The 21,920-nt window shown below is 65.5% G+C and carries 17 protein-coding genes; 7 read left to right on the top strand and 10 right to left on the bottom strand.

Translation table 11 applies throughout. The annotated features are described in order from the left end of the window. Positions 1-27: 27 nt before the first annotated feature. Both L6Q96_19565 and L6Q96_19560 read right to left on the bottom strand, forming a co-directional pair. Positions 28-1,155 carry an FAD-binding oxidoreductase gene (locus tag L6Q96_19565; protein ID MCK6556753.1) on the bottom strand — a complete coding sequence of 376 codons (1,128 nt, stop codon included), beginning with the start codon at positions 1,153-1,155 and terminating at the stop codon, positions 28-30. A 44-nt stretch (positions 1,156-1,199) separates the two neighbouring features. Then, a complete protein-coding gene (locus L6Q96_19560) occupies positions 1,200-1,646 on the bottom strand; it encodes a nuclear transport factor 2 family protein (GenBank protein MCK6556752.1) in 447 nt (148 codons plus the stop codon). Between the two features lie 295 nt (positions 1,647-1,941). On the opposite strand from L6Q96_19560, the gene L6Q96_19555 reads away from it, so the two are divergent. Next, positions 1,942-3,606: an NAD(P)/FAD-dependent oxidoreductase gene (locus L6Q96_19555; GenBank protein ID MCK6556751.1), complete on the top strand. Its 1,665-nt coding sequence runs from the start codon at positions 1,942-1,944 to the stop codon at positions 3,604-3,606. A gap of 64 nt (positions 3,607-3,670) precedes the next feature. Then, positions 3,671-4,432: an alpha/beta hydrolase gene (locus L6Q96_19550; GenBank protein ID MCK6556750.1), complete on the top strand. Its 762-nt coding sequence runs from the start codon at positions 3,671-3,673 to the stop codon at positions 4,430-4,432. Between the two features lie 151 nt (positions 4,433-4,583). On the opposite strand, the gene L6Q96_19545 is transcribed toward L6Q96_19550, so the two are convergent. The 5 genes from L6Q96_19545 to L6Q96_19525 are packed head-to-tail and all read right to left on the bottom strand — an operon-like array spanning position 4,584 to position 11,351. After that, a complete protein-coding gene (locus L6Q96_19545; protein MCK6556749.1) occupies positions 4,584-7,322 on the bottom strand; it encodes a site-specific DNA-methyltransferase in 2,739 nt (912 codons plus the stop codon). Positions 7,323-7,325: 3 nt separating this feature from the next. Continuing rightward, a complete protein-coding gene (locus tag L6Q96_19540; GenBank protein MCK6556748.1) occupies positions 7,326-7,769 on the bottom strand; it encodes a GxxExxY protein in 444 nt (147 codons plus the stop codon). A 2-nt stretch (positions 7,770-7,771) separates the two neighbouring features. Beyond that, entirely contained in the window at positions 7,772-8,017 is a 246-nt protein-coding gene (locus tag L6Q96_19535) for a type II toxin-antitoxin system MqsA family antitoxin (protein ID MCK6556747.1), read from the bottom strand. Further along, positions 8,014-8,340: a DUF4258 domain-containing protein gene (locus L6Q96_19530; GenBank protein ID MCK6556746.1), complete on the bottom strand. Its 327-nt coding sequence runs from the start codon at positions 8,338-8,340 to the stop codon at positions 8,014-8,016. Before L6Q96_19530 ends, L6Q96_19535 begins: the two co-directional genes overlap by 4 nt. After that, positions 8,337-11,351: a DEAD/DEAH box helicase family protein gene (locus tag L6Q96_19525; protein MCK6556745.1), complete on the bottom strand. Its 3,015-nt coding sequence runs from the start codon at positions 11,349-11,351 to the stop codon at positions 8,337-8,339. The genes L6Q96_19530 and L6Q96_19525 overlap by 4 nt, the downstream gene beginning before the upstream one ends. 506 nt (positions 11,352-11,857) lie before the next feature. Here L6Q96_19525 and L6Q96_19520 point away from each other — a divergent pair. Beyond that, complete coding sequence (locus L6Q96_19520) at positions 11,858-13,078, top strand: CoA transferase (GenBank protein MCK6556744.1); 1,221 nt, start codon at positions 11,858-11,860, stop codon at positions 13,076-13,078. 69 nt (positions 13,079-13,147) lie between these two features. Here the strand turns inward: L6Q96_19520 and L6Q96_19515 are convergent, their stop codons facing one another. The 3 genes from L6Q96_19515 to pgm form a co-directional block, all read right to left on the bottom strand. Further along, entirely contained in the window at positions 13,148-13,624 is a 477-nt protein-coding gene (locus tag L6Q96_19515) for a hypothetical protein (protein ID MCK6556743.1), read from the bottom strand. An 83-nt stretch (positions 13,625-13,707) separates the two neighbouring features. Then, positions 13,708-14,526 carry an alpha/beta hydrolase gene (locus L6Q96_19510; GenBank protein MCK6556742.1) on the bottom strand — a complete coding sequence of 273 codons (819 nt, stop codon included), beginning with the start codon at positions 14,524-14,526 and terminating at the stop codon, positions 13,708-13,710. Beyond that, a complete protein-coding gene (gene pgm, locus L6Q96_19505; protein ID MCK6556741.1) occupies positions 14,523-16,169 on the bottom strand; it encodes a phosphoglucomutase (alpha-D-glucose-1,6-bisphosphate-dependent) in 1,647 nt (548 codons plus the stop codon). The genes L6Q96_19510 and pgm overlap by 4 nt, the downstream gene beginning before the upstream one ends. Positions 16,170-16,411: 242 nt before the next feature. On the opposite strand from pgm, the gene L6Q96_19500 reads away from it, so the two are divergent. The 4 genes from L6Q96_19500 to L6Q96_19485 all read left to right on the top strand — a co-directional run bounded on the left by L6Q96_19500 (position 16,412) and on the right by L6Q96_19485 (position 21,849). After that, the gene (locus tag L6Q96_19500; GenBank protein MCK6556740.1) at positions 16,412-16,753 is read left to right on the top strand and encodes a phage holin family protein; all 342 of its coding nucleotides are present in this window, start codon (positions 16,412-16,414) and stop codon (positions 16,751-16,753) included. 34 nt (positions 16,754-16,787) lie between these two features. Beyond that, positions 16,788-17,975 (top strand): AI-2E family transporter, encoded by a 1,188-nt coding sequence (locus L6Q96_19495; GenBank protein ID MCK6556739.1) that lies wholly within the window; start codon positions 16,788-16,790, stop codon positions 17,973-17,975. Positions 17,976-18,114: 139 nt separating this feature from the next. Next, entirely contained in the window at positions 18,115-20,700 is a 2,586-nt protein-coding gene (locus L6Q96_19490) for a cellulose binding domain-containing protein (GenBank protein MCK6556738.1), read from the top strand. A 132-nt stretch (positions 20,701-20,832) separates the two neighbouring features. Continuing rightward, positions 20,833-21,849, top strand: coding sequence for a hypothetical protein (locus L6Q96_19485; protein MCK6556737.1), 1,017 nt, complete (start codon positions 20,833-20,835; stop codon positions 21,847-21,849). The last annotated feature ends 71 nt before the right edge of the window (positions 21,850-21,920 follow it).

Below are 21,920 nucleotides of genomic sequence, written 5' to 3'. Positions count from 1 at the left end.
TGCGACCCGCCGAGCGGGCCCCGTCGCCTACCCGAACCTTGCCGGAGAGAGCACCGCCGCGTCGAATCGGTCCGTGCGGCCCTCGACGATGAGGTCGGCCGCGATCTGGCCGAGGATCGGGCTGGTTTCGATACCGCAGCCTCCTTGCCCCGCCAGCCAGAAGAAGCCTTCCACCTGCGGGTCCCTGCCGACTACCGGTACGCGGTCCGGTGCAAACGTGCGCAGACCGGCCCACGTACGTCGCAGGCTGCGCGGGGCAAGGCGCGGGGCCAGCTTCTCGATCCGCGCTACGGTCTCGGCAACGACCAGCTCGTCGGGCCGCGCATCGCACGGCGGCAACGGGTCCTCGTCCATCGGGCTCGCCATCAAACCGCCCGATTCCGGCTTGAAATAGAGGCGCTGCGTCTCGTTCGACACCAGCGGCCATCGGCGCACGTCGAGACCGTCGGGGGCCGCGAACGTGACAACCGTGCGGCGATGCGGCGTCAACGCGATCGGGGTCGCGCCGGCCATCCGCGCCACTGTCTCTGCCCACGCACCGGCCGCGTCGACCACCCACTGTGCCTCCAGCGTGCCGGCGGCGGTCACGACCCCGCGGCAGCGCCCACGCTCGACCTGCACACCCGTGACCTCGACTCCGCAGCGGCGCTCGACCCCGGCGCGGGCGGCATGCCGCAGGTAGCTCCACAGCAGCTCGTGTACGTCGATGTGACCGTCCTCGGGAAGCAACACGCCGCCGGCCACCCATTCGGGCGCCAACACCGGAATGCGCTCGACAATTGCCGCCGTGGAAAGCTCGACCACGGCGGTGCCGCGCTCCGCGAGCCACGGCAGGGTCTCGCGCACCGCACTCCACACCGGTTCCTCGAACGTGACCACAATACCCGCCGGATCGAGAAGGGGGTTGTCCGCAAATCCCGCCGGCGGATTGCGCAGAAACCGACCGCCCAGCCGCACCAGTTCCTGTAACGCCGGCACCGGGTCCCACTCGACCAGAACCGCGGCGCTGCGGCCGGTGGAGTGGTAGCCGGGATGCGCCTCTCGTTCGAGCAGCAGCACGTCGCTGCAACCCCGCGCGGCGAGGAAGTGGGCGAGCGACGCACCCGCTATCCCGCTTCCCACGACGACGACTTCGAACGCGGTCCGTTGACTCATGGAAAATCGTCCCCGGTGGTGACCGGCGCGCCGTCGCCGGCGGGTCAGGCCAGCGGCTTCAGGCCGTCGCCGTGGGTCGCAAGGTACCGCAGCACGGTCTCGCCCTGCGCTTCGGGAATGCGGTCTTCCAGTCGAGCGATGCGGTCCCCGGCAAACACCGCCGTCTCCTCGCCCTCCATGCGCAATGCCGGCAGCCCGGCTCGCGTATAGGTCGCAGCCCAGCGGATCCACACCGTACCGTCCCGCTCGGTCGGGCCCTCGACGATCTCGACGTTGCGGGTATCGAACCGCCGATCGAATCCGTTCACCGACTGGGTGAAGAAGGCTTTGATCGCCGCGAGTCCGTTGCAGACGGTGCCGAATGGCGGCGCCGCAATGGTCTCGTACACCGCGTCTTCCGTGAACAACGGGTCGAGCACGTTCCAGTCATCGCTGGCGTATGCGGTTTCGAAAGCCGCCGCATAACGTAGATACCGATCGAGCAGTTGCATATGTTCCTCCCGTCTGGCGCCCCGCACGATACGGCTTCGCCACCGCAAACACCACCGGGAACGCGAAGCCTCTGCTAACCATTGACGACGTAAACCTCGCATTGTACTCGATGCGCCAGGCGGCACGGCGGCGCCGCGCTCCGCGCAGAAGGGAACGCCGATAGACTCGTCCGCGGGACCTTGAACACACGGCGTCATCCGAACGGTAGGGGCAGGCCTTGTGCCTGCGCTCTTGTCGGCAGTGTCGCGAAGGGTGCACGGACGAAAGGGCCGTTTGTCCCGGAAGGAGAGCACGATGAGCAATTCGGCACGCGAGCAGTGGGACGCGATCGTGGTTGGCGCCGGCCTGGGCGGCCTGACCTGCGCCGCCTATCTGACCGCCAGCGGCAAGCGTACTCTCGTCCTGGAGAGCCACTACGTTGCCGGAGGCAATACCCAGACGTTTCGCCGCAAGCTGAAGACGGGTCTGTACGAGTTCGACGTCGGGGTTCACTACATCGGCCAATGCGGTAAGGAAGGCTCCATCGCCCGCATCCTGCGTGGCGCCGGCCTCGACGAGCGGATTGCCTTCAGGCCGCTCGATCCGGATGGCTACACGACGCTCTTGTTCCCGGATCTGACCTTCAAGGTGCCGGCCGGGTGGGATCGCTACCGCACTCGCCTGCTCGAAACTTTCCCCGACGAGGCGCAGGCTCTGGCCGCTGTCGTCGACATCTTCCGCGATGTCGCCGACGGTTTCCGGGCCATGTCGAGCCGCCAGGTCGACATGGTCGAACTCGCCACCGCGCATCCCAACTTCCTCCTCTGGGGCCCGCGTCCGGTAACCGATCTCTTCGCCGAGCACGGCCTGTCGCAGCGCGCGCAGGCCGTGCTCCTGGGCGAACAGGGCGACTATGCCGTTCCGCCTTCGCGCACCCCGGTCGGCCTCGCCGCCGGCCTGACCGACCACTACATGCAGGGCGCCTTCTATCCCGAGGGTGGCGGCCAGATCGTCGCCGCCCGGCTCGTCGAGGCGATCCGGGCCTACGGCGGCGAGGTGCGGATGCGTGCCCCCGTCGAGCGCATTCGCATCGCCAACGGCCGCGTCGCCGGGGTAACCCTCGGCAACACGGGCGTCGAGATCGACGCGCCGATCGTCGTTTCCAACGCCGATCTCAAACGCACGGTGCACGGCCTCGTCGGTCCCAAGCACTTCACTCCGGACACCGTTGCCCGCGTCGACGCCTTTCGTATGTCGCTCCCCATATTCGTCGTGTACCTCGGCTTGGACACCGATCTCGTCGCGCGCGGGATGCCCAACACGAACTACATGATGTGGGGCAGCTACGACATCGAGGCCGTGTACCGCACCCTCGATGCCGGGCAGATACCCGACGAGGACTTCATTTACGTAACGATCACTTCCCTCAAGGACCCGGCCAATCCGCGCCTGGCGCCGAAGGGGCACACCAACCTGCAGATAATGACCGTCGTGCCGCGGAGTTACGAGTTCTGGAACGTCAGCACTGGCCCGGTCGACCTCGGCGACAACGCGTATCATCAGGACGAAGAGTACCGCCGCCGCAAGGCGGACCTTTCCGAACGCCTCATCACCGCCGGCGAGCGCATCGTGCCGGACCTCCGCGAGCACATCCACTGGCGGGAGACGGCCACGCCGCTGACCCAGGAGCGGTTCACGCGCTCCACCGGCGGCACCTCCTACGGTATCGAGTTCGCCGTCGACCAGATGGGCCCACTACGTCTGGGCCCGAGCACCGAGATTCCCGGCCTTTTCCTGTGCGGGGCCAGTGCCCCCTCCGGTCACGGCATTGGCGGCGTGATGCACGGCGGCGTGAGTGCCGCCTCGGCCGTCCTCGAAAGCGACCTGATGCGCCGCGTGGTCGGCGGCGAAGTCATCGGAGACGCGGGCCGCCTGCCGCCGCTGGACCCCGCGTTCGATCCCTGGGAGGAAAGCCATTGAGGGGGGGCCTGACGGCCCCAATCCCTTCCTTGACTTCCCCTCTCAGTTGTTCACCATATGATTTATGGCCAACCCTCCTGTGATTCGGCGGCCGAGTGTCGGCCTGCTCCTTCTCGAAGGCCGGGCGCTTTTCGAGCTTGGCGCTGCGGCGCTGGCTTATCCGGTCTTGAAGCGGGCACCTCGCGGTGACGGTCATCCGGTGCTCGTCTTGCCGGGATTCATGGCGGGCGATTTCTCGACCCGCGTTCTGCGTGGCTTCTTGCGCGATCGCGGATACGGCGCCCACGGGTGGAAACTCGGGCGCAACGACGGGCCCAGCCCGGAACTGGTGGCCAAACTCGGCGAGCGCTTCGCCGAGCTGTTCCAGCGTTACGCCCGGCGGATGAGCCTGATCGGCTGGAGCCTCGGCGGCATATACGCCCGCGAGCTGGCCCGCCGGTTCCCCGAGGGGGTCCGTCAGGTAATTACGCTCGGCAGCCCGTTCCGCGACGTCGATGCCACCAACGTGCCCGCCGTTTTGCGGCAGCGTGCGCCGCGACCCGAGGACGCCGCGCTCACCGAGCAGCTTCGCCAACCGATTCCGGTGCCGATGACGTCGATCTACAGCCGCACCGACGGGATTGCTCCGTGGCAGAGCTGTGTCTCGGATCCCGGCGACACGGCCGAAAACATCGAGGTCGAGAGCAGTCACCTGGGGATCGGCCACAACCCGGTGGTGCTGCTGACGATCGCCGACCGCCTCGCCCAACCCGAGGGCGCGTGGCAGAAGTTCAAGGCCCCCCCGGGCTGGCGCTGGCCCCTGGTGCCGCGCGTCGCGGATTGGTGAGTGCGGGCGACGAGGCCCACCGGGAAGCCACCAATAGCGAGGACCCTGGGCAGACCGTGCGGCTCCTTGCCGCTGATGTGCTGCGCTTCGCGGCGCTCTGCCAGAGCAGAGTGTGCGCGTTGGAAGAAAGCTCCCCGGAGTTCCTGCCGCCTCAGACCTCGAACACCTTGAGCACCTCGTCGCCGTAGTGGTTGATGACCTTCACGGCGATTTTTCCGGTCTCGGGTTTCGCGAAGGGGAGGCTCTCGGTGCTGTGGAGCGCCGTCCATGCCTCCTCGTTGATTTCGGCGCGCAGGGCGCGCTTGAGCTTCTCGTAGGGCTCGTCGGCGCCGGTGAAGTAGGCGTGGCGAACGAAGAAGCTCTCGCCGTTGTAGTTCGTGTCGATGAACCAACAGGCGATGTCGTCCGTGGAGGACGAGCGGATCTCGCCGGTGGTCGGGTCGTAGATGTCGACGCCCTTCAGCTGCGCGACGAGCTTTCCGTCCTTCGCCTTTTTCACCTGAAGGTCGGGCTCGCCGAAAACCATGAACAGGTTCCCGGCACCGGTCTTCTTGAGTAGCTCGTCCCCCATGGCGAGGTCGGGGTTCATGCGCGCCGGAAGCACAGTAAGCTTCCCGTAGCGCTTTGCCTCCTCGGCGACGTGCGGGTCGAACGCGAACCCGCACACGATGAGAAGGTCGAAGCCGACGCCTTGCACCGCCTCCTTGGCGGCTTCCTTCACCTGCTGCGGGCCGACGGTCCCGTGCTCGGGGCCGATGGACACGGCGACGCGTTTCTTCTTCCCGTCGTCACCGGCGAAGGTGCCGGCGGCGTGAACCCACGTTCCCGGATGCGGCTCCAGCGTATCGAAAGTGAGCCGCTCCTTCTTCTTCGTGTTCTGCACGCCGGCCTTGCGGAGGTTGTCGAGAATCATGGTGGCGAAGTCGGGGGAGGAGATGTCCGCAGATTGCGCAGATTTTCGCAGATCGGAATCTCTTGAATCCGAATCTGCGTAATCTGCGCAATCTGCGGATGAATCTGCGGACAGGACACGGTGCGGCGACAGGCTCTCGACGGTGAAGGGGCCGGTGACGCGGATGCGCTTTCCGTCCTCGAAGGGCTGGTCGTAGAGCGTTTCCTGGTCTGCATGCCGAGCGATGGCGCGGTCGATGTCCTTACGGCTCATCCCCTGCTTGATGTCCGGGTTGTTCGCGATAACCCCAGACGTAACGCGAAGGGCGCGTTTGTAGACGAAGCCCTTCCGGATGTCGCCTTCAGTCTTGTGGGGCGGGGGGATCTTGCCCGTGATTTCCATCTCCTTTTGGACCCCCTCGGGTGAGTCGGCGAGCAAGTAGTAGGGGTACTGGGCAGCCATCAACCGTGTGCGTGCAATCGCGAGAGCGACGCGGCTCGTGTCGATGGTGATCCACCGGCGGCCCCACTGCTCCGCGACGAAAGCTGTCGTGCCGCTCCCGCATGTTTGGTCGAGCACAAGGTCCCCCGGGTCTGTAGTCATCAAGATGCATCGCTTGACGATTTCCGGATTCGTCTGCACCACGTAAATCGGGTCGGCTGCTCCTCCTAAGCCGTCCCACCAGTTCGAAACCAGTTTGAACGGGAAATCGGAAAGGTAGCGTTTGAAGTCCAGGGACGTTCCCGATGCGATTAAGCGGTCGGCAAGCTTGACACGCTCCATTCCTGGGAATGAGGCATCATCCGTTCGACTCGTGTGCGACCAGCACCTCCCCGTTGGAGGGCGGTATACCTTCCCGTCCAAGGTGATGGGGTCCATCTGGTTTGCTCGGGTCCCACCGTTGGTGATTGGCCACGGTCGGAAGAGCTGGGCACCGGGATGGTCAATGAAGAGCTGCGATATCTGTCGACGGTAATCGATAGTTTCGCCTTTCCGTATCTGCACAGCACGCAAGGGATATTGTCCCCCGTTGGGCAGCTCCACACGGCTGAACTCGTCGGTGGTCTCGTCATCAAGCGCGCGGGGCGCGAAGACGGCGTGAAACTTCGGACCGCCTCCCTGGGTGTTGCGGGGCGTCTTCGAATACCAGAGTAGATAGTCGTTTACGGGGTCAATGTATCCGGACCGTTGGCCGCCCTTCTTCTTCACGAGGATGGTGACGACCTGGTTCTCGCTGCCGAAGACCTCGTCGAGAACAGAGCGCACGAGGTGAACGTTTTCGTCGCCAATCTGGACGAAGATGCTGCCGGTCTCCGTGAGAAGCTCGCGTGCGACAACGAGGCGGTCGCGAAGGTAGGCGAGATACGAGTGGATGCCGAGTTGCCAGGTGTCCCGGAACGCACGCACCTGCTCGGGCTCGCGCGTGGCGTCCTCGGCTTTGCCGTCCTTCACGTCGCGCTTGCGGGTGCTGACCTGCCAGTTCGAGCCGAACTTGATGCCGTAGGGCGGGTCCACGTAAATCATCTGGACCTTGCCTTTGAGGCCCTCCTTCTCGGCAAGGCTGGTCATGACGAGAAGGGAGTCGCCGAGAATCATCCGGTTCGACCAGTTCTGGTCGTGCCGGTAGAAGTCGACCTTCTGCTCGAAGTCGTGCGCATCGAGCCCGTTGAAGTCGAGGAAGAGCTGGTGCTCGGGCTCGCCGGCGCCGCCGCCGGCGGTGTCGCGAAGGTTCTCGACGAGCGCCTGGGGGTGAATCTTCTCCTGGATGTAGATGGGAACCACGGGAACGGCGAGGTCGGCTCGGTCCTGCTTGTCCTTCCCGGTCCATACGAGCTGCGGGTCGAGTGAGGGGTCCCGCGGGTAGAGCATCGTCGAGTAGTTCTCCTCTTCCTCGGCCACGAAGTCGCGCAGCTCTTCCGTGGGGATGTTCTTTCGCTTGTCCTTGTGCCGGAAGGAGTCGACGGGAATCGACGTCCGAGAGTTCTTTTTGGTCGCCATGAACTAGTCCGCAGATTTCGCGGATTTTCGCAGATGCTCCCTCGAGAAGACGAGACGCTTGAACTGCAAGCTCGCCGCCCCGAAGTTCAGGAGCAAACCTACTTCGATACCGGTTCCCTTCAGGTAGTTGATCACCTGTGCTTCTTCGGTGCCACCGAGGGCGGTCAGAGCCTTCAATTCGACGATGACGCTTTCGAAGCAAAGAAAATCCGCTCGGTAGGTACAGGACAAAGATTCGCCCTTGTACCGAACGGCAATGGGAACCTCGCGCTGAGACGGAATCCCCTGATTGCGAAACTCGATTGCCAGAGCCTCCTGATAGACGGCCTCCAGAAAGCCATGACCGAGCTGGCGATGAACCTTCATCGCGGCGCCAATGATCGCATGAGTGCGCTGGTCCCTCGACCCCTCCGAATCCGTGAAAATCTGCGTAATCTGCGGATTCATCGTCACAGCGTGACGGCAGGAACTTGCAGCATCCGGGCCGGCGGCTTCTGGCGTTCGAACACATCGTGGAACGCTTCGTCCATGCGCTTCAGCACATCCGGCGAAAAGTACTTTTCCCCGCACTGCCGGCAGGCGCCCGCGGCGACGTTTTCGAACACCAGCAAGTGTCCTCGGCGGCGGTAGTCATAGGTGATCCTCGCTTCGTCGACCTGGCCGCCGCAAAACGAACAGTCGGCAAACGTCTTCATGACTTTCCTCCTCGCGTGCGCGGGTCGCTCCACTTGGACGGCTGCGGCACGTAAATGGTGATCAGACGCAGAATTGCACGATCGAGGTCGCCCCGCGATGCCCAGCCGGCGACGACATGGACCGGGCGTGTGCCGGCGAAACCCAGCACGAGGCAGCTCTCTCCGCGAGGGTCATCGGGGTACTGCTCCAGGATCTCCCCGGCGAGCAACGCGACCTCGATCTCACTCACGTCGAGGTCGTCATCGAGCCGCTCTCGCTGAGCGTGTTCGCTGAACTCGTAACGCCCCTTTCCGACCAGATCCTGAATCTCCGTGAGCATCATACCGCAGAACGCTCCTTGCGCACGGCGGAGCGAATGATGGCCTTCGCGCTCCACGGATCGACGACCTCGAGGAACGCCCAGCGGCCGAAACCCCCGTGGTTGTTCACGGCGGGAACCCAGAGGGTGCGCGCGGTCGTGACCTTCGCGGCCTTGTCCTTCTTCTTTTCGCCGGTGACCTCGATGAGAAGGTGAAGAAGGTCAGCGCGGCCGTGGCCGTCGTCGATGCACGCGACGAAATCCGGATGGTATTGGTGTTCCTCGCCGTTGAACGAGTAGGGGATGGTGAACCCGAGGTTGTGATTCTTCACGTAGCGGACCACCTCGTCCATGTCCTCCAGGCTCTCCGCGAGTTTCTGCTCCCACGAACCCGTGTCCGCGACGACATGCGAGACGTGGCACTTGTCGGGCCGTGTCGAGTAGACGTTCCGCGTCGTGTCGAAGTCCACGTAGCGCGTCGAGCCCACGGTGTCGTAAGTGCGGAGAATCGGTTTCACGGCGGGCGCGCCGTTGGTTGCCGTAACGACGGACTTGTAGATGCGGTCTGCGGCATCGTGGGAGAACTCGGCGAGAAGGAGAAGCTGGGGGAAGGTGTTGTCCTTGCAAGTCAGGCATTCTTCGATCCAGCGCTTCGCGATGCGAAGTAGCTGTGGAAAGAGCCACGGCTTCTCCCCTCCATCGTCGTCGCGAAAATACTTCTCCAGCGTGCGGCGCGTGACGACAAAAGCGACTTCGTTCTCGCGGCGCTGGCGAAGCTCGTCGAGCGTGTGCACGCTCTTCTCTCCGACGATGGGGTCCAGCTCCGTCTTCGTCGGAAGGTCGGCCGTGGTGAGCGCGAGTTTCGAGTCGTCGGTGAAGCGCGCCTCGATGCGTTCTTCGCCGACATCGTAGCGGTAGCCCAGAAGCCGCGGGAAGGCGATTTCGCACTGGCTGCGGTCTTCGAGCGCGCGAACGCGGGTCGGAAGGGGGCCGGGCCTGGGCTCTTTCTGGGAGCCGCTGCACGGGATGAAGGAGAAGGGAACGCCGTAAACCTCGGCATACTCGGGAGGGAAGCCCTCGAAAGTCGCCGTTTGCCCGGCGTAGGAAATGGACTGCGGCGCCGGTGCGTAGCTCATACGCCGAAGCGCGCGGCCGACCACCTGTTCGCAGAGAAGTTGCGTTCCGAAGGCGCGCACGCCGAGGATGTGTGTCACCGTGTTCGCGTCCCATCCCTCCGTGAGCATGGAAACACTCACGACGCACTTCACGTCCTCGCCGAGCTTTCCGGCCTTCCCGACGGTGTTCATGACTTCGCGAAGAAGGTCTTCGTCGGTGAGAGCCTCCGCGTCGCGGCCGGGGAACCGCACGCGATACTCGGCTTTGAACTCGTCGATTTCGCGCGCTGCCATCTTCTTGAAGTCGGCGCTCATCGCGTCGCCGGATTCGAGTTGCGCGCTGTCGACGAGAATGGAATTCGGCCGAGCGCTCCATCCTCCGTTCTTCTCGTTGCTGAAGATGGGGAGCCGTCCCGGAACGACAACGGTCTTCCCTTTGATCTGCTTCTCCCATCCGGCGACGTAGTCGAAGACGAGCTTCGAGACGTTCGTGTTGTTGCACACGACGATGAAGACCGGCGGCGTAAGACCCTTTGCCTGGGCGTCGTCGTTCTTCTTCCAGAGCGCGAAGTATTTCTCGTAGTTTCCGTAGAGGCTGTGGAGCGCGCCTTCCAGCTCGGCGGGGAGTTTCGGCTCGCCGCCCACGGCTTCGGTCCCGCGTCCCTTCCTGGGGAGGTGGTCCCGGATGCGAAGCCAGAGGTCACGGTAGGTGGGCTGCTCTCCGACCACGGAGTCATCCGCAACCGGAACGCGCGGCACTTTCACGATCCCGCACTCGATGGCGTCGATGAGAGAGAAGTCGGAAACCACCCAGGGGAAGAGCGTTCCCTCCGGGTAGCCAGAGCCGCGGAGAAAGAACGGCGTCGCGGAAAGGTCGTGGATGACCTTCACACCGATCTTCCGTTTGACGGCTTCGAGGCCGGAAATCCAGACGCGGGCCTCCTCGTCCCGTTTCGCCGCCTCTTTGCGCTCGTCGCCCTTGAGAGTGATTTCCTCGCCGTCGGGCTTTCTCCGGTAGCAGTGGTGGGCCTCGTCGTTGATGACGACGATGTTCTTCTTGGAGCCCAGCTCCCGGCACACACGCCGGACCATCTGGTCCTGGGTTTCGGTGAACGCACCGTTGCCGCCTCTGGCGAGAATCGACTTCGTGAGCTTTCCGGCCTGGACCTTCTCGCGCGGCCGGAAAGCGTGGAAGTTGGTGATGAGGATACTTGCGCGCCCGAGCTTCTCCAGCACGTAGCCGGGCACGATGTCGCGCTGTCGGTAGTAGTTGTTCGGGTCGTTCGGGAGGAGGACACGGAGCCGGTCGCGGATGGTGATTCCGGGGGTGACGATGAGGAACGCGTCGCTAAAGTGCGCATTCTGCGGGTCGGCAAGCTTGTTCAACGTGTGCCAGGCGATGAGCATGGCCATGACCACGGTCTTGCCGGACCCGGTGGCCATCTTGAGGGCCATCCGGGGAAGGCCGGGGTTCGAGCTGTCGTTTGCAGAGCGGATGTGGTTCTCAATCCAGGCGTCGCCGTATTTCTTCGCAACCTCGGTGATGTAGATGGCGGTTTCGAGGGCCTCGATCTGGCAGAAGAAGAGCTTTCGTTCGCGCTCGGGATTGCGCCAGTATTGGAGAAGGGCGCTCGTGGTCGGCGTGACGCCGACGTAGCCGCCGGCTCGCCACATGGAGACACGCTGGCGGACGCGGTTGATTTCCTTGTTCTCTTCGATGCGGTCCTTCGTCCATTCGGTGTCGAAGGCGAGCTGTTTTCTGCCTTTCTTCTTCGGCTGGGCTATCGGGATGAAATAGGAGCTGATGCGGCGCTCGTCGACGATTTCGTCCGTGATGCCCTCGTCATCGAAGCGGAAGTGCCGCTTCGGCTCCTCGAAGGGGGAGTTCAGGATGGGGTTCTCGATGACGACCTGTGCCATAGCTCGCAATCCGCAGTTCCGGTCAGGTGCCGGGGTTCCTTACCACGGGTTCCGGACGAAGGTCACGGGTAGCCGCGCTGCGGTTCTTGGCGGCGCTACCAGCAGACGTTTCACTGCCGAGTGCAGCATGAGTTTGTGAAAAAATCACCCGACGCATCGCCACACCGTTCGTCCCGAGAGAAGGGCCGCTACTTGTGAACGGGATCGGCGCCTTGCCGGGAGATTTCTTCACAAACCCAGCATGCCCGACGCCGGGCGCGCTGGCGAGAGCGCCCAATTCCGTGTCACGGAAGGTCGGCCGACTTCGCCAGACTTGCCCGCTTTCACGCCGCCGCCAACACAGGTATCGGTATCGAAAGCGAGGCAAATATTTGCTTCGGCAGCGAGCGCCGAGTAAGCCGTGGGAGGATCGACAGCAAAGGCGATGGCGACACCGAACCCGGGGCAGCGGCGAGCCGAGGGGGCGCGAGGGGACCCGGGCTGCGGGCGGTTGAAAGGAGTTGCTGATGACTGACGTTACGAATCGGGGGCCGCTGCAGGGAATCAAAGTCGTGGAGATGGGCATGTGGGTCGCGGGACCGGCGTGCGCCGCGGTGCTTGGCGATTGGGGCGCCGACGTGATCAAGATCGAGAACCCCGCGGGCGGCGATCCGGTTCGCGCATTGATGGCCCTCGGCTTTCCGTTCGTACCACCGGTCAACCCGGCGCTCGAAGTCGACAACCGCAACAAGCGCAGCGTTACCGCCGACATCCACACCGCGGAAGGCCGCGCCGTCGCGCGGCGCTTGATCGCCGGCGCCGACGTCTTCGTCTCCAACATGCGCCCGGCCGCTCTGGCGCGCGCCGGTCTTTCGTACGCCGAAGTACAACCCGACAACCCCCGCCTCATCTACGCGTCGCTGACCGGCTACGGCCTCGACGGGCCGGACAAGGACCGCGCCGCTTTCGACTACGCGGCCTTCTGGGCGCGCAGCGGAGCCATGGCCGCACTCGGGGAACCGGACGGACCCCCGCCGACGCAGCGGCCGGCGATGGGCGACCACCCGGCCGGACTCTCGCTTGCCGGCGCCGTCTGTGCCGCGCTGTACCACCGCGAACGCACCGGCGAAGGACAGCACTTGCACCTGTCCCTGTTTCAGGCCGGTCTGTGGATGATGGCTACCGACATCCAGACGTGCCTGGTGACCGGCCTGACCCCGAGCCCCACAGGCCGCGCCGTGCCGAACCCCCTGTGGAACCACTATCGCGCCGGCGACGGCCGCTGGTTTCACCTCGTCATGTTGCAGGCCGACCGCTACTGGCCGCAGTTCTGTGCCGCTATCGAGCGCCCCGATCTGGCAGCCGACCCGCGCTTCACGGACGTCTTCGCGCGGGCCCAGAACGGCATGGCGCTCATCGAACTGCTCGATGGCATCTTCGCCACCCGGCCGCGCGCCGAGTGGGCAACGCGCTTCGACGCCCACGATCTCGTGTGGGCACCGGTGCAGACTGTCAGCGAGGTGGTCGACGACCCGCAGGCACGCGCCCTCGACGCCTTTGCGACCGTGCCACATCGCACCGGCGAGGACATCCGAGTTGTGCGCAGCCCGGTCGAGTTTAGCGGCACGCCCGGGAGCATCCGCCGCGCCGCCCCCGAGCTCGGCGAGCACACCGAAGAGGTATTGCTCGAGCACGGCTACACCTGGGACGACATCGCCACACTCAAAGAGAAGGGCGCCATCGGGTGAGGCGGTTCAACCGCTTCCGCTCGCAGGATCGCCCTGCAACTTCGAGCAATCGTCCAGGGGATCCGCCTGTCAGTCCCCTCTCCACCCCGGTGGGAGCGGCATAGTGACACCGCCACGCTTGACGGCAAAGGCTACGAGCCGAAATCCGCCCGTACCCGGGCCGGCGTACATGGTTTGCAGGTCCCATCGCAGTGACGCACGTTCTCCGCTGGGAATGGTCACATCCATCTCGCGCTCGAACCGGTCCAGGGTCTCGCCCTCAGGGTCTTGCCTGGCCATTATCTCGAAGATCGTGCGCACGCCTTCGACCGGTTCGGGGTAAGGGTTGCCGACCAGGGCACGAAGGTGCAGGTTCCGGCCGTCGGTCGTCAGACTCGTCGTGAACACCGGCAGGATGCCGTGCTCCGCAAACGGGATATCCGCGGAATCGCTGACGACGCCCGGCCACGCTGCGTCGGGTTGGGTTCCCAGCGGCGCCCGGGCGGTACATGAAAGCAGCAGCATCACCACACATGCGACCAACGGGTTCCGGATGTAAGTGAGCATATTCCCCCCTCTTGCTAGTGCGACGGCGCCGGTCATATCACCAAGCGCCTCCGCCGCGCATCAGAACGTCGGCGAGACGTACCTCACGACCCCGCCGCGTCCAGAAACCGCCGCAGCCGCGCGAAGTAGCGGGTACCGCCGACTACGTACACGTCGTTGTGCTGCGCGCCGCGGATCGTGGCGAATGCCTTCGGTGCCGGGGCGGCGGCATACAACTCCCGGCCTTGCGCGTACGGGACGATCTCGTCGGCGTCGCCGTGAATGAACAGCTTCGGTATTCGCAAACCCCGGATACGGCCAAGGTTGTCAAACGCGTTCGGCAACAGGAATCCCACGGGCAACGGCATCAACGTGCTTGCCATCGCCCGTACCGACGTGAACGGTGTCTCCAGAATGAGCCCGCGCGGCGGGTCGTGCGTCGCCAACTCGATCGCCACTCCACTGCCGAGCGATTGCCCGAAATACACGATACCGTCGGCCGCCACGTCGCTTCGCCCACGCAGGTACGCCAACGCCCCGCGCGCGTCAGAGTATACGCCGGCCTCCGACGGACTCCCCGCACTACGACCGTATCCGCGGTAGTCGACCATGAAGACGTTCGCGCCGACGTTCTCGATCAACAGCCGCAGGGGCTCGATGCGGTGACTGATGTTCCCCGCGTTGCCGTGGAACCAGAGCAGCGTTTCCGGCCGCGTGCCGCGCACGAACCACCCGTGCAGCTTCGTCCCGTCCGCGGCAGGGAACTCGATGTCCTCGAACCGCACTCCCATCGCCGCCGGCGTGCCGATGAGGACCCGGTCGGGATAGAAGATGAAGCGTTCGATCAGTGCCTGCGCCGGCCCGCCCACGAGGAACCCCGCCACTACAACCGCGGCCGCACCCGCGCGCCACAGCGAGGTCACGCGCCCTTCAGGGCGGCGGACACGATGGCCCGCGCCTCCTCCTGAATCCGCACGAGGTGGTCGCGGCCGCGAAAGCTCTCCGCGTAGATCTTGTAGACGTTCTCCGTCCCCGATGGCCGGGCAGCGAACCAGCCACTGGCGGCTACGACCTTGATGCCCCCGACCGGCGCGCCGTTGCCCGGTGCGTTGCTCAGCGCCTGCGTGATCTTCTCGCCGGCAAGCTCGGTGGCGCGAATCTGCTGTGGCGAGAGCTTCTTCAGAATGTCCTTCTCGGCCGGCGTCGCCGGCGCATCGATGCGCTCGTAGACCGGGTCGCCGAACTCCTTCGTCAGTTCCGTGTACAGCTCGCCGGGATCGCGGCCCGTCTTCGCCGTGATTTCGGCCGCGAGCAGGTCCATGATGATGCCGTCCTTGTCAGTCGTCCACACGCGCCCGTCGCGCCGCAGGAAGGAGCCCCCGGCGCTCTCTTCGCCGCCGAAACCCAGCGACCCGTCCATGAACCCGTCAACGAACCACTTGAAGCCGACCGGCACCTCGTCGAGCCGGCGGCCGAGCTTGGCGGCGACGCGGTCGATCATGCTGCTGCTCACCAGGGTCTTGCCGATGCCGGCGTCGGTACGCCACGTCGGCCGGTTCTGGAACAGGTAGTGGATCGCCACCGCGAGATAGTGGTTCGGGTTCATGAGGCCGGCGCCGCGCGTCACAATGCCGTGGCGATCGTGGTCGGTGTCGTTGCCGAAGGCGATGTCGAAGCGGTCCTTGAGTCCGATCAGGCTCGCCATGGCGTAAGGCGACGAGCAGTCCATGCGGATCTTGCCGTCCCAATCGTAAGTCATGAAGCGGAAGGTGGGATCCACCGCGGTGTTCACGACGGTGACGTCGAGCCCGTAGCGTTCGACGATCGGTGCCCAGTAGGCCACACCGGCGCCGCCGAGCGGATCGGCGCCGATCTTCAGGCCAGCGGCCTTGATCGCGCTCATGTCGACGACCCGATCGAGGTCGGCGACGTAGGCCTGCACATAATCGTGCTTACGCGTGGTGGCGGCCGTGCGCGCGCGGGCGAACGGTATGCGCTTCACCTCGCGGCAGTCGGCGGCGAGGATCTCGTTGGCCTGCCGCTCGATCCAGCCGGTCACGCTGGTATCGGCGGGGCCGCCGTTGGGAGGATTGTACTTGAAGCCGCCGTCCTCCGGCGGGTTGTGCGACGGGGTGACGACGATGCCGTCGGCGAGGGCGGTGGAGCGGTCGCGGTTGTACGTGAGGATGGCGTGCGAGATGACCGGGGTGGGCGTGTAGCCGCCGGCGGCATCGAGCATCACGGTGACCTCGTTGGCGGCGAGGACTTCCAGAGCGCTCGCCGCGGCCGGCTCGGAAAGCGCGTGGGTGTCGATGCCGAGGAACAGCGGCCCCGCGATGCCGTTCGCGCGCCGGTACATACATATCGCCTGCGTGGTGGCGAGGATGTGGGCCTCGTTGAAGCTGCGGTGCAGCGACGAGCCGCGATGTCCCGAGGTTCCGAAAGCGACGCGCTGTTCCTTGACCTCCGGGTCGGGCCGTTCGACGAAGTAGGCGGTGATCAACTGCGGGACGTTCACGAGAGCTGCCGGGTCGGCGGGCTTCCCGGCGCGGGGACTTACGGCCATAGCCTTCCTCCTGCAAGGGCGCGCCACCGGTGACGCGCCCGCGGCGCGAGCCTACCATGCAAGACCGAAAGCGAAAGAGCGGCCGAGAAATCAAATTGAGCCGCCCGGCAACATTTGATCTAAGGACTGGGTGGGAAGTCCGATCGAGGTCGGCAGACGGGGCGCCGAGTGGGGACAGGTAGCGGGGAGGGGGTAGCAGGGAGCGGGCAGCAGGGAGCGGGGGGCAGAGGGAGGCCGAGGCTATGTTGTACCTGGTTACGAACTGGTTTCTCAGTGCGTTGAGCATCGTGATCGTCGCGCACGTCGTTCCGGGCTTTCGAGTGGCCAGCTTCGGTACCGCACTGATCGCCGCCATCGTCATCGGTCTGGTCAACTCGACGCTGGGTTTGGTGCTCAAGATCCTCACTCTTCCGCTAACGATCGTCACGCTGGGGTTGTTCCTGTTCGTGATCAACGCATTGATGCTCAGGTTCGCGTCGTACCTGGTGGCCGGCTTCGAGGTGGCCGGTTTCTTGCCGGCGTTGGTCGGCGCGATCGTGCTGTCGATCGTTCACACGATTCTGTACAACCTCGTGTTCCCGTAGAGCGCGGCCACGAGATGCCGAGGGGACGATTTGCATGCAGGAGACCGCAGGCACGTTGCCGCCACCAGTCGGACCCGTCTCGCCCGCGGCCCCGGAGCCTGCCGGTGCGGGCCCCGCGGCGACCCCCGTGGCGCTACCGGCGACGGCGCCAACGGTAACGCTGCCGCCGGCACGGCACGCCGTGTTCTGGGTGGGGATCCTGGCGGCCCTCGTGCTGGCGCTATGGTTACTGAAGGCAATACTGCTGCCGTTCGTTCTGGGCATGGCGATCGCGTACTTCCTCGACCCGGTCGCCGATCGGCTCGAGGCGCTGCGGGTGCCGCGCAGCGTCGCCGCCGGGTTGATCATCGTCGCCTTCTTCCTCGTCGCTACGCTGCTCCTGATGCTCATCGTTCCGACGATCGTCGAGCAGCTCACGACGCTGGTGCGTGCCCTGCCACGGTACGTGGAGGCGGCCGCCGAGACGCTGCGGCCGCTGGTGGCGAGCATCCTCGCGCGCGTCAGCGCGAGTCCGCCGACCGATCTGACCCAGCCCCTGGCGGCCGCCCAGTCGATGGCGGGGGTGGCGGGACATCTTCTGAACGAAGCCCTTTCGCGCGGCTTCGCCTTCGTGAATAGCGTCGCCCTCCTGGCGGTGACGCCGCTGGTTGCGTTCTATCTACTGCGGGACTGGGAGAAGGTCGTCGAGAGCGTCGACGGCTGGTTGCCGCGGGCGCAGGCGGACGTCATCCGCGCCCAATTGCGCGAAATCGACTGGGTGCTCGCCGGCTTCGCGCGCGGCACGGCTACCGTGTGCCTGGTCCTTGGGGCGTTCTACGCCGTCGCGCTCTCGCTCGTTGGCCTCGACTTCGGATTGACGATCGGACTGACGGCCGGCCTGGTGTCTTTCATCCCTTACATCGGAACGCTCTTCGGACTGCTCGCCTCGGTCGGTGTTGCCCTGTACCAGTTCTGGCCCAACTGGCCGCGCGTGGTCGTGGTGCTGATGGTGTTCTTCGCCGGTCAGATCGTCAACGACTACGTACTCGTCCCGCGGCTGGTCGGCGAACGGGTCGGTCTCCATCCGCTGTGGGTCATGTTCGGTCTGTTTGCCGGCGGCGCGCTGTTCGGGTTTGTCGGTCTGCTCATTGCCGTGCCCGTGTGCGCCGTCATCGGCGTGGTCACACGCTTTGCGATCGCGCGCTACAAGGAGTCGCCGTTGTACCTCGGCACGGTCGACTGAGCGCGGCCGCCTGTATTCCATAAGGAACACTACCGGCGTCGGCCGCAGATCCGTTCCATTCGCTCCCCACTCCGCACCGGGCACGGCCGGCTGGTACGACCATTGCTCCCTACTTCCGCCATCAACGCGGAGGATGTTCATGCCTGTGATTCGTCGGGGTTTCGTGACCGCAATGTTCTGTTCGATCCTTGCCGTGGAGGCGTACGCCCAGTCGGTGGACTACAAAGTAACCGCCGACTGGGGTTCCGGCTTCCAGGCGCAGGTGACGGTGCGCAACTCGCAAGCGACTTCGCTAACCGACTGGGTGGTTGAGTTCGACCAGCCGGTGACCATGACGAGCTTGTGGGATGCCCGGCTCGTCAGCCGCGTCGGCAATCGTTACACGATACGAGGAGCGACCTGGAATCCGCATATTCCTGCCGGCGGACAGGTGTCCTTCGGTTTCGTTGCCACACCGGGCGGAGCGCCGGCCCCGGCGAACATCGTCGTGCGGTCGGGCAGCGGCCCGACACCGACCCGCGCGGCGACTCGAACGGCGACCAGAACCGCGACCTCCCTTGCCACCCCAACGCCGACGCGCCCCCGCACTGCCACCCGGACGCCGACCCGCACGCCTACGGGTGGCGTGACCACCCCGACGCCGACCCGGACTCCGACCCGCCCTTCGACGTTCACGCCCACGTTCTCGGCGACGGCGACGCGACCTGCTTCCACGGCAACCCAGACACGCCCGCCGGCCACCGCGACAGCGACAGCCTCAGCCACGGCGACCGTTACGCCCCGACCCGGCAACGGCGTGCGTGTCGTCTTCACCCGCACCGGGGCCTGGGACGGCGGCTACAACGCCGACCTGCAGATCACCAACACTGCAGCGACCGCCGTCAATGGTTGGACTCTGGAGTTCGACCTCAACGATCGCATAGACGCATTGTGGAACGGCCGGTTGCTTTCCGGGTCCGCCACGCATCGCATCGTTGCCAACGAAACCTGGAACGGCACGCTCGCTCCCAACGCGATGGCGACGATCGGCTTTACGGCGTCGGGAAGCACGGCGCTACCGGGCGGCTGCGTTTTCAACGGCGCGTCGTGCACGATCGAAATCGGGGCGCCCCCGTCGCCGACGATCGGGCCGGGCAGCGGCATCGTCATCGAGGGTGTCGACGCCGCGGGCACTCCGGCTTTGCAGATCACGGTCCCTCTCGGCACCAGCGACTTCACCCTTGCGCGCGCCGGTGGAGGTGCCGGGAGCTTCGCGGTTGCGAGCAACAACCCGGACACCGTCACCCCGGCCGTGATCGGAGCGGGCACGCTGCGTATCGATGCCCGCCAGCCGGGCCGCGCCGGCGTGCGTATCGCCGATACGACCTCCGGCGCGGTGCGTCACGTCGGCGTCCGTGTCCGCCATAGCGACGGTTCGCTGCCCGGTTTCCCGCAGCATCTCGCAGTCGGCTCGGTGAGCGAAGACACACCCGACGACCTGGCGCTGTGGCGGAACTTCGGTAGCGGCCGGAAGAACACGCGCGTCGACATGCGCTACATCTACCTCAACGGCGGTCCTCTCAACGGCTGGTACGGCTGGGCGGGAGGCAACGGCGCGCGGGCCACCAGCTACATCCGCGAGAGCAAGAAGCTCGGGATGATTCCCGTCTTCGTTTACTACAACATCCCCGACGGCGGCGAGAGCTACTACACCGATCTCGAGCATATTCAGAGTTCGACATACATGAGCGCCTACTTCGACGACCTGATGAAAGCGCTGGCGATCGTCCGTAGCGAAGGCGGCGACGACGTCGTCGGCATCGTGCTCGAGCCGGACTTCCTCGGCTACATGATGCAGCTCTCGGGTCTGCAGCCGCACCAGATAACGGCGGCGGTTCACGCCGCCTACGATCGCGGCATTCTCGTTCGCGGCACCGACCCGGCCTTTCCCGACACGGTCGCCGGACTCGTGCAGGCGATCAACTACCTGATCGGCCGCGAAGCGCCGAACGCGGTCTTCGGCTGGCAGTTCAACCTGTGGGCCAGTCTCACCGACGGCTCCGGCATCCCGGCCACCGGTCTGATGCGCATTACCGACTCGCTCGGCATCGCGGCGGGCCGCGCCCGCATCCAACTGGAGGCCGATCGCATCGCCGCGTACTACATGGCGGCGGGTGTGCTGAGTTACGGGGCCGACTTCGTCTCGATCGACAAGTACGGCCTCGACGGCGGCTTCGGCGGGGCGGCCGCTCCGTGGGATTCGACCTGGTTCTGGAACGCGGTGCACTGGAACAACTACGTGGAGTTCGCCGGGCGAGTGCACCAACAGACCGGCGTGCCAGTCGTGCTCTGGCAAATCCCCGTCGGCCACGTGAATAGCAGCCTCGCGGTGAACCCTTACGCGACCGGCGGCGTCTTTCCCGATCTGACCAACACCCACCAGCGCTACGAGGATTCGGCTCCGACCTACTTTCTTGGCGACCGGTTCTCGACTAGCGACGCGCAGCGGCTGGCGTATTTCGGGCAAAGCGATCCGGGCTACCCGGGTTCGGTGTCCGTCGACGGGACCACGGTGACCTGGGCCTCGCACATGGCGGCGGCGCGTGACGCCGGCATCGTTGCAATCCTCTTCGGCGACGGCGTCGGCGATTCGACCCATGGCCGCGGCTCGCCGCCGCCTGACGGCTACTGGTGGATCACGAAAGCGCAGGACTACCTGGAGCAGCCGGTGCCGCTGGCGCCGTGAGCCCGCAGCCCCTGCCCCTGCCCCGCGCGGAGGGGCAAGGGCAGGGGCAGGGGCTAAGGAGGATGGGCGGCGGGCGCTGCACCGACGCACTCTCCGCTTGACCGGCCCCCGGTGCTTCGCGCATGACGAGACATGCAGACCATCGGTGCACTGCGGAGGTGGGTGGCAGTTTCGGGATGGGCGGCGATGGTCGGCGTGGCCGCGGGCTGCGCGACCGCGCCGCCTGCGCCTCGAGTGGAAGAAGCGCTGAAGCGTGAAGTTGCGCCGTCGCCCTTGACCCCCGTCAGCGCGCCCGACGGGGCGTTCCTCTCCGCGGTCGAAGCGCAGGGAGAGCCGGTGGTACGCCAGCCGCAGGGCGACCGTTCTACGTATCTGATCGGCATACCGCTTGGCACGCAGTCGGACATTCTGTGTTTCGTTGCGCCCAACGCCATGCCGATCACCAACGTCATGGGCGCGGTGCTCCGGGAGCTCGGCACCAAGCCCGAGATCAAGGTGCGGGGAATCGGTTCGACCGACGCCGGGGCTCTCTTCGATCAACCGTATTTCGCGGCCGATGTCGTGCTGGTCGACGATACTACCAGTCCACCGCAGTTGTATCAGGTCAAGATGATGGCAGTGGGGTTGCGCGGCAACGGCTCGATGCTCTGCGTTCACGACGAGGTCGGCTACCGCCAGACGTTTCGGCGCGTCGTCACCGGACTTGCCAACGCCATGCAGACCGCCTCCGGCGAGCGCTTCGGTCTGCCGTTGTACAAGGAGGTGTTCGTGGCGCGCGTGGGCGACACGGCTATTGGCGTTGGGGAGTCTTCGTACTACGAGAGCAACGACAGGCAACTCCTGATGACCAGTCGGATGTCGATGTTCGTGCCCAGATCGCCGGAAGAGGTGATCGCCACCGACGAAGTCAACGAATCGCTTTCCGATGCCGCGGGGGATGTTCTGAAGGCGACTTACGTCGACCTCGAGGGCGGGGAGATCGCCAGCAACTTGCTGCTCGATCGTCGCTCGCCGCGAGTGTACCACGTCACGGGAACGCACGACGGTCTACCGGTCGACGCCGACCTGGCGGTCGAGGGCTCGCTCCCGGACGATCGCAGCGTGGCGCGGCGGCTTCGCGAAACGATCGTTCGCGCCGGCGGTCCCTGATCCGGCGCTAAGCGGAGAATACCCAGTAGCCCAAAGGGGTTCGGAAAACCCGCCGGGTGGACGCGGAAGGC

The organism is Candidatus Binatia bacterium, from assembly GCA_023150935.1.
GTDB lineage: Bacteria > Desulfobacterota > Binatia > HRBIN30 > HRBIN30 > JAKLJW01.
The sequence above is the reverse complement of the archived record's forward strand: the minus strand, read 5'-3'. Positions and strand labels throughout refer to the sequence as shown.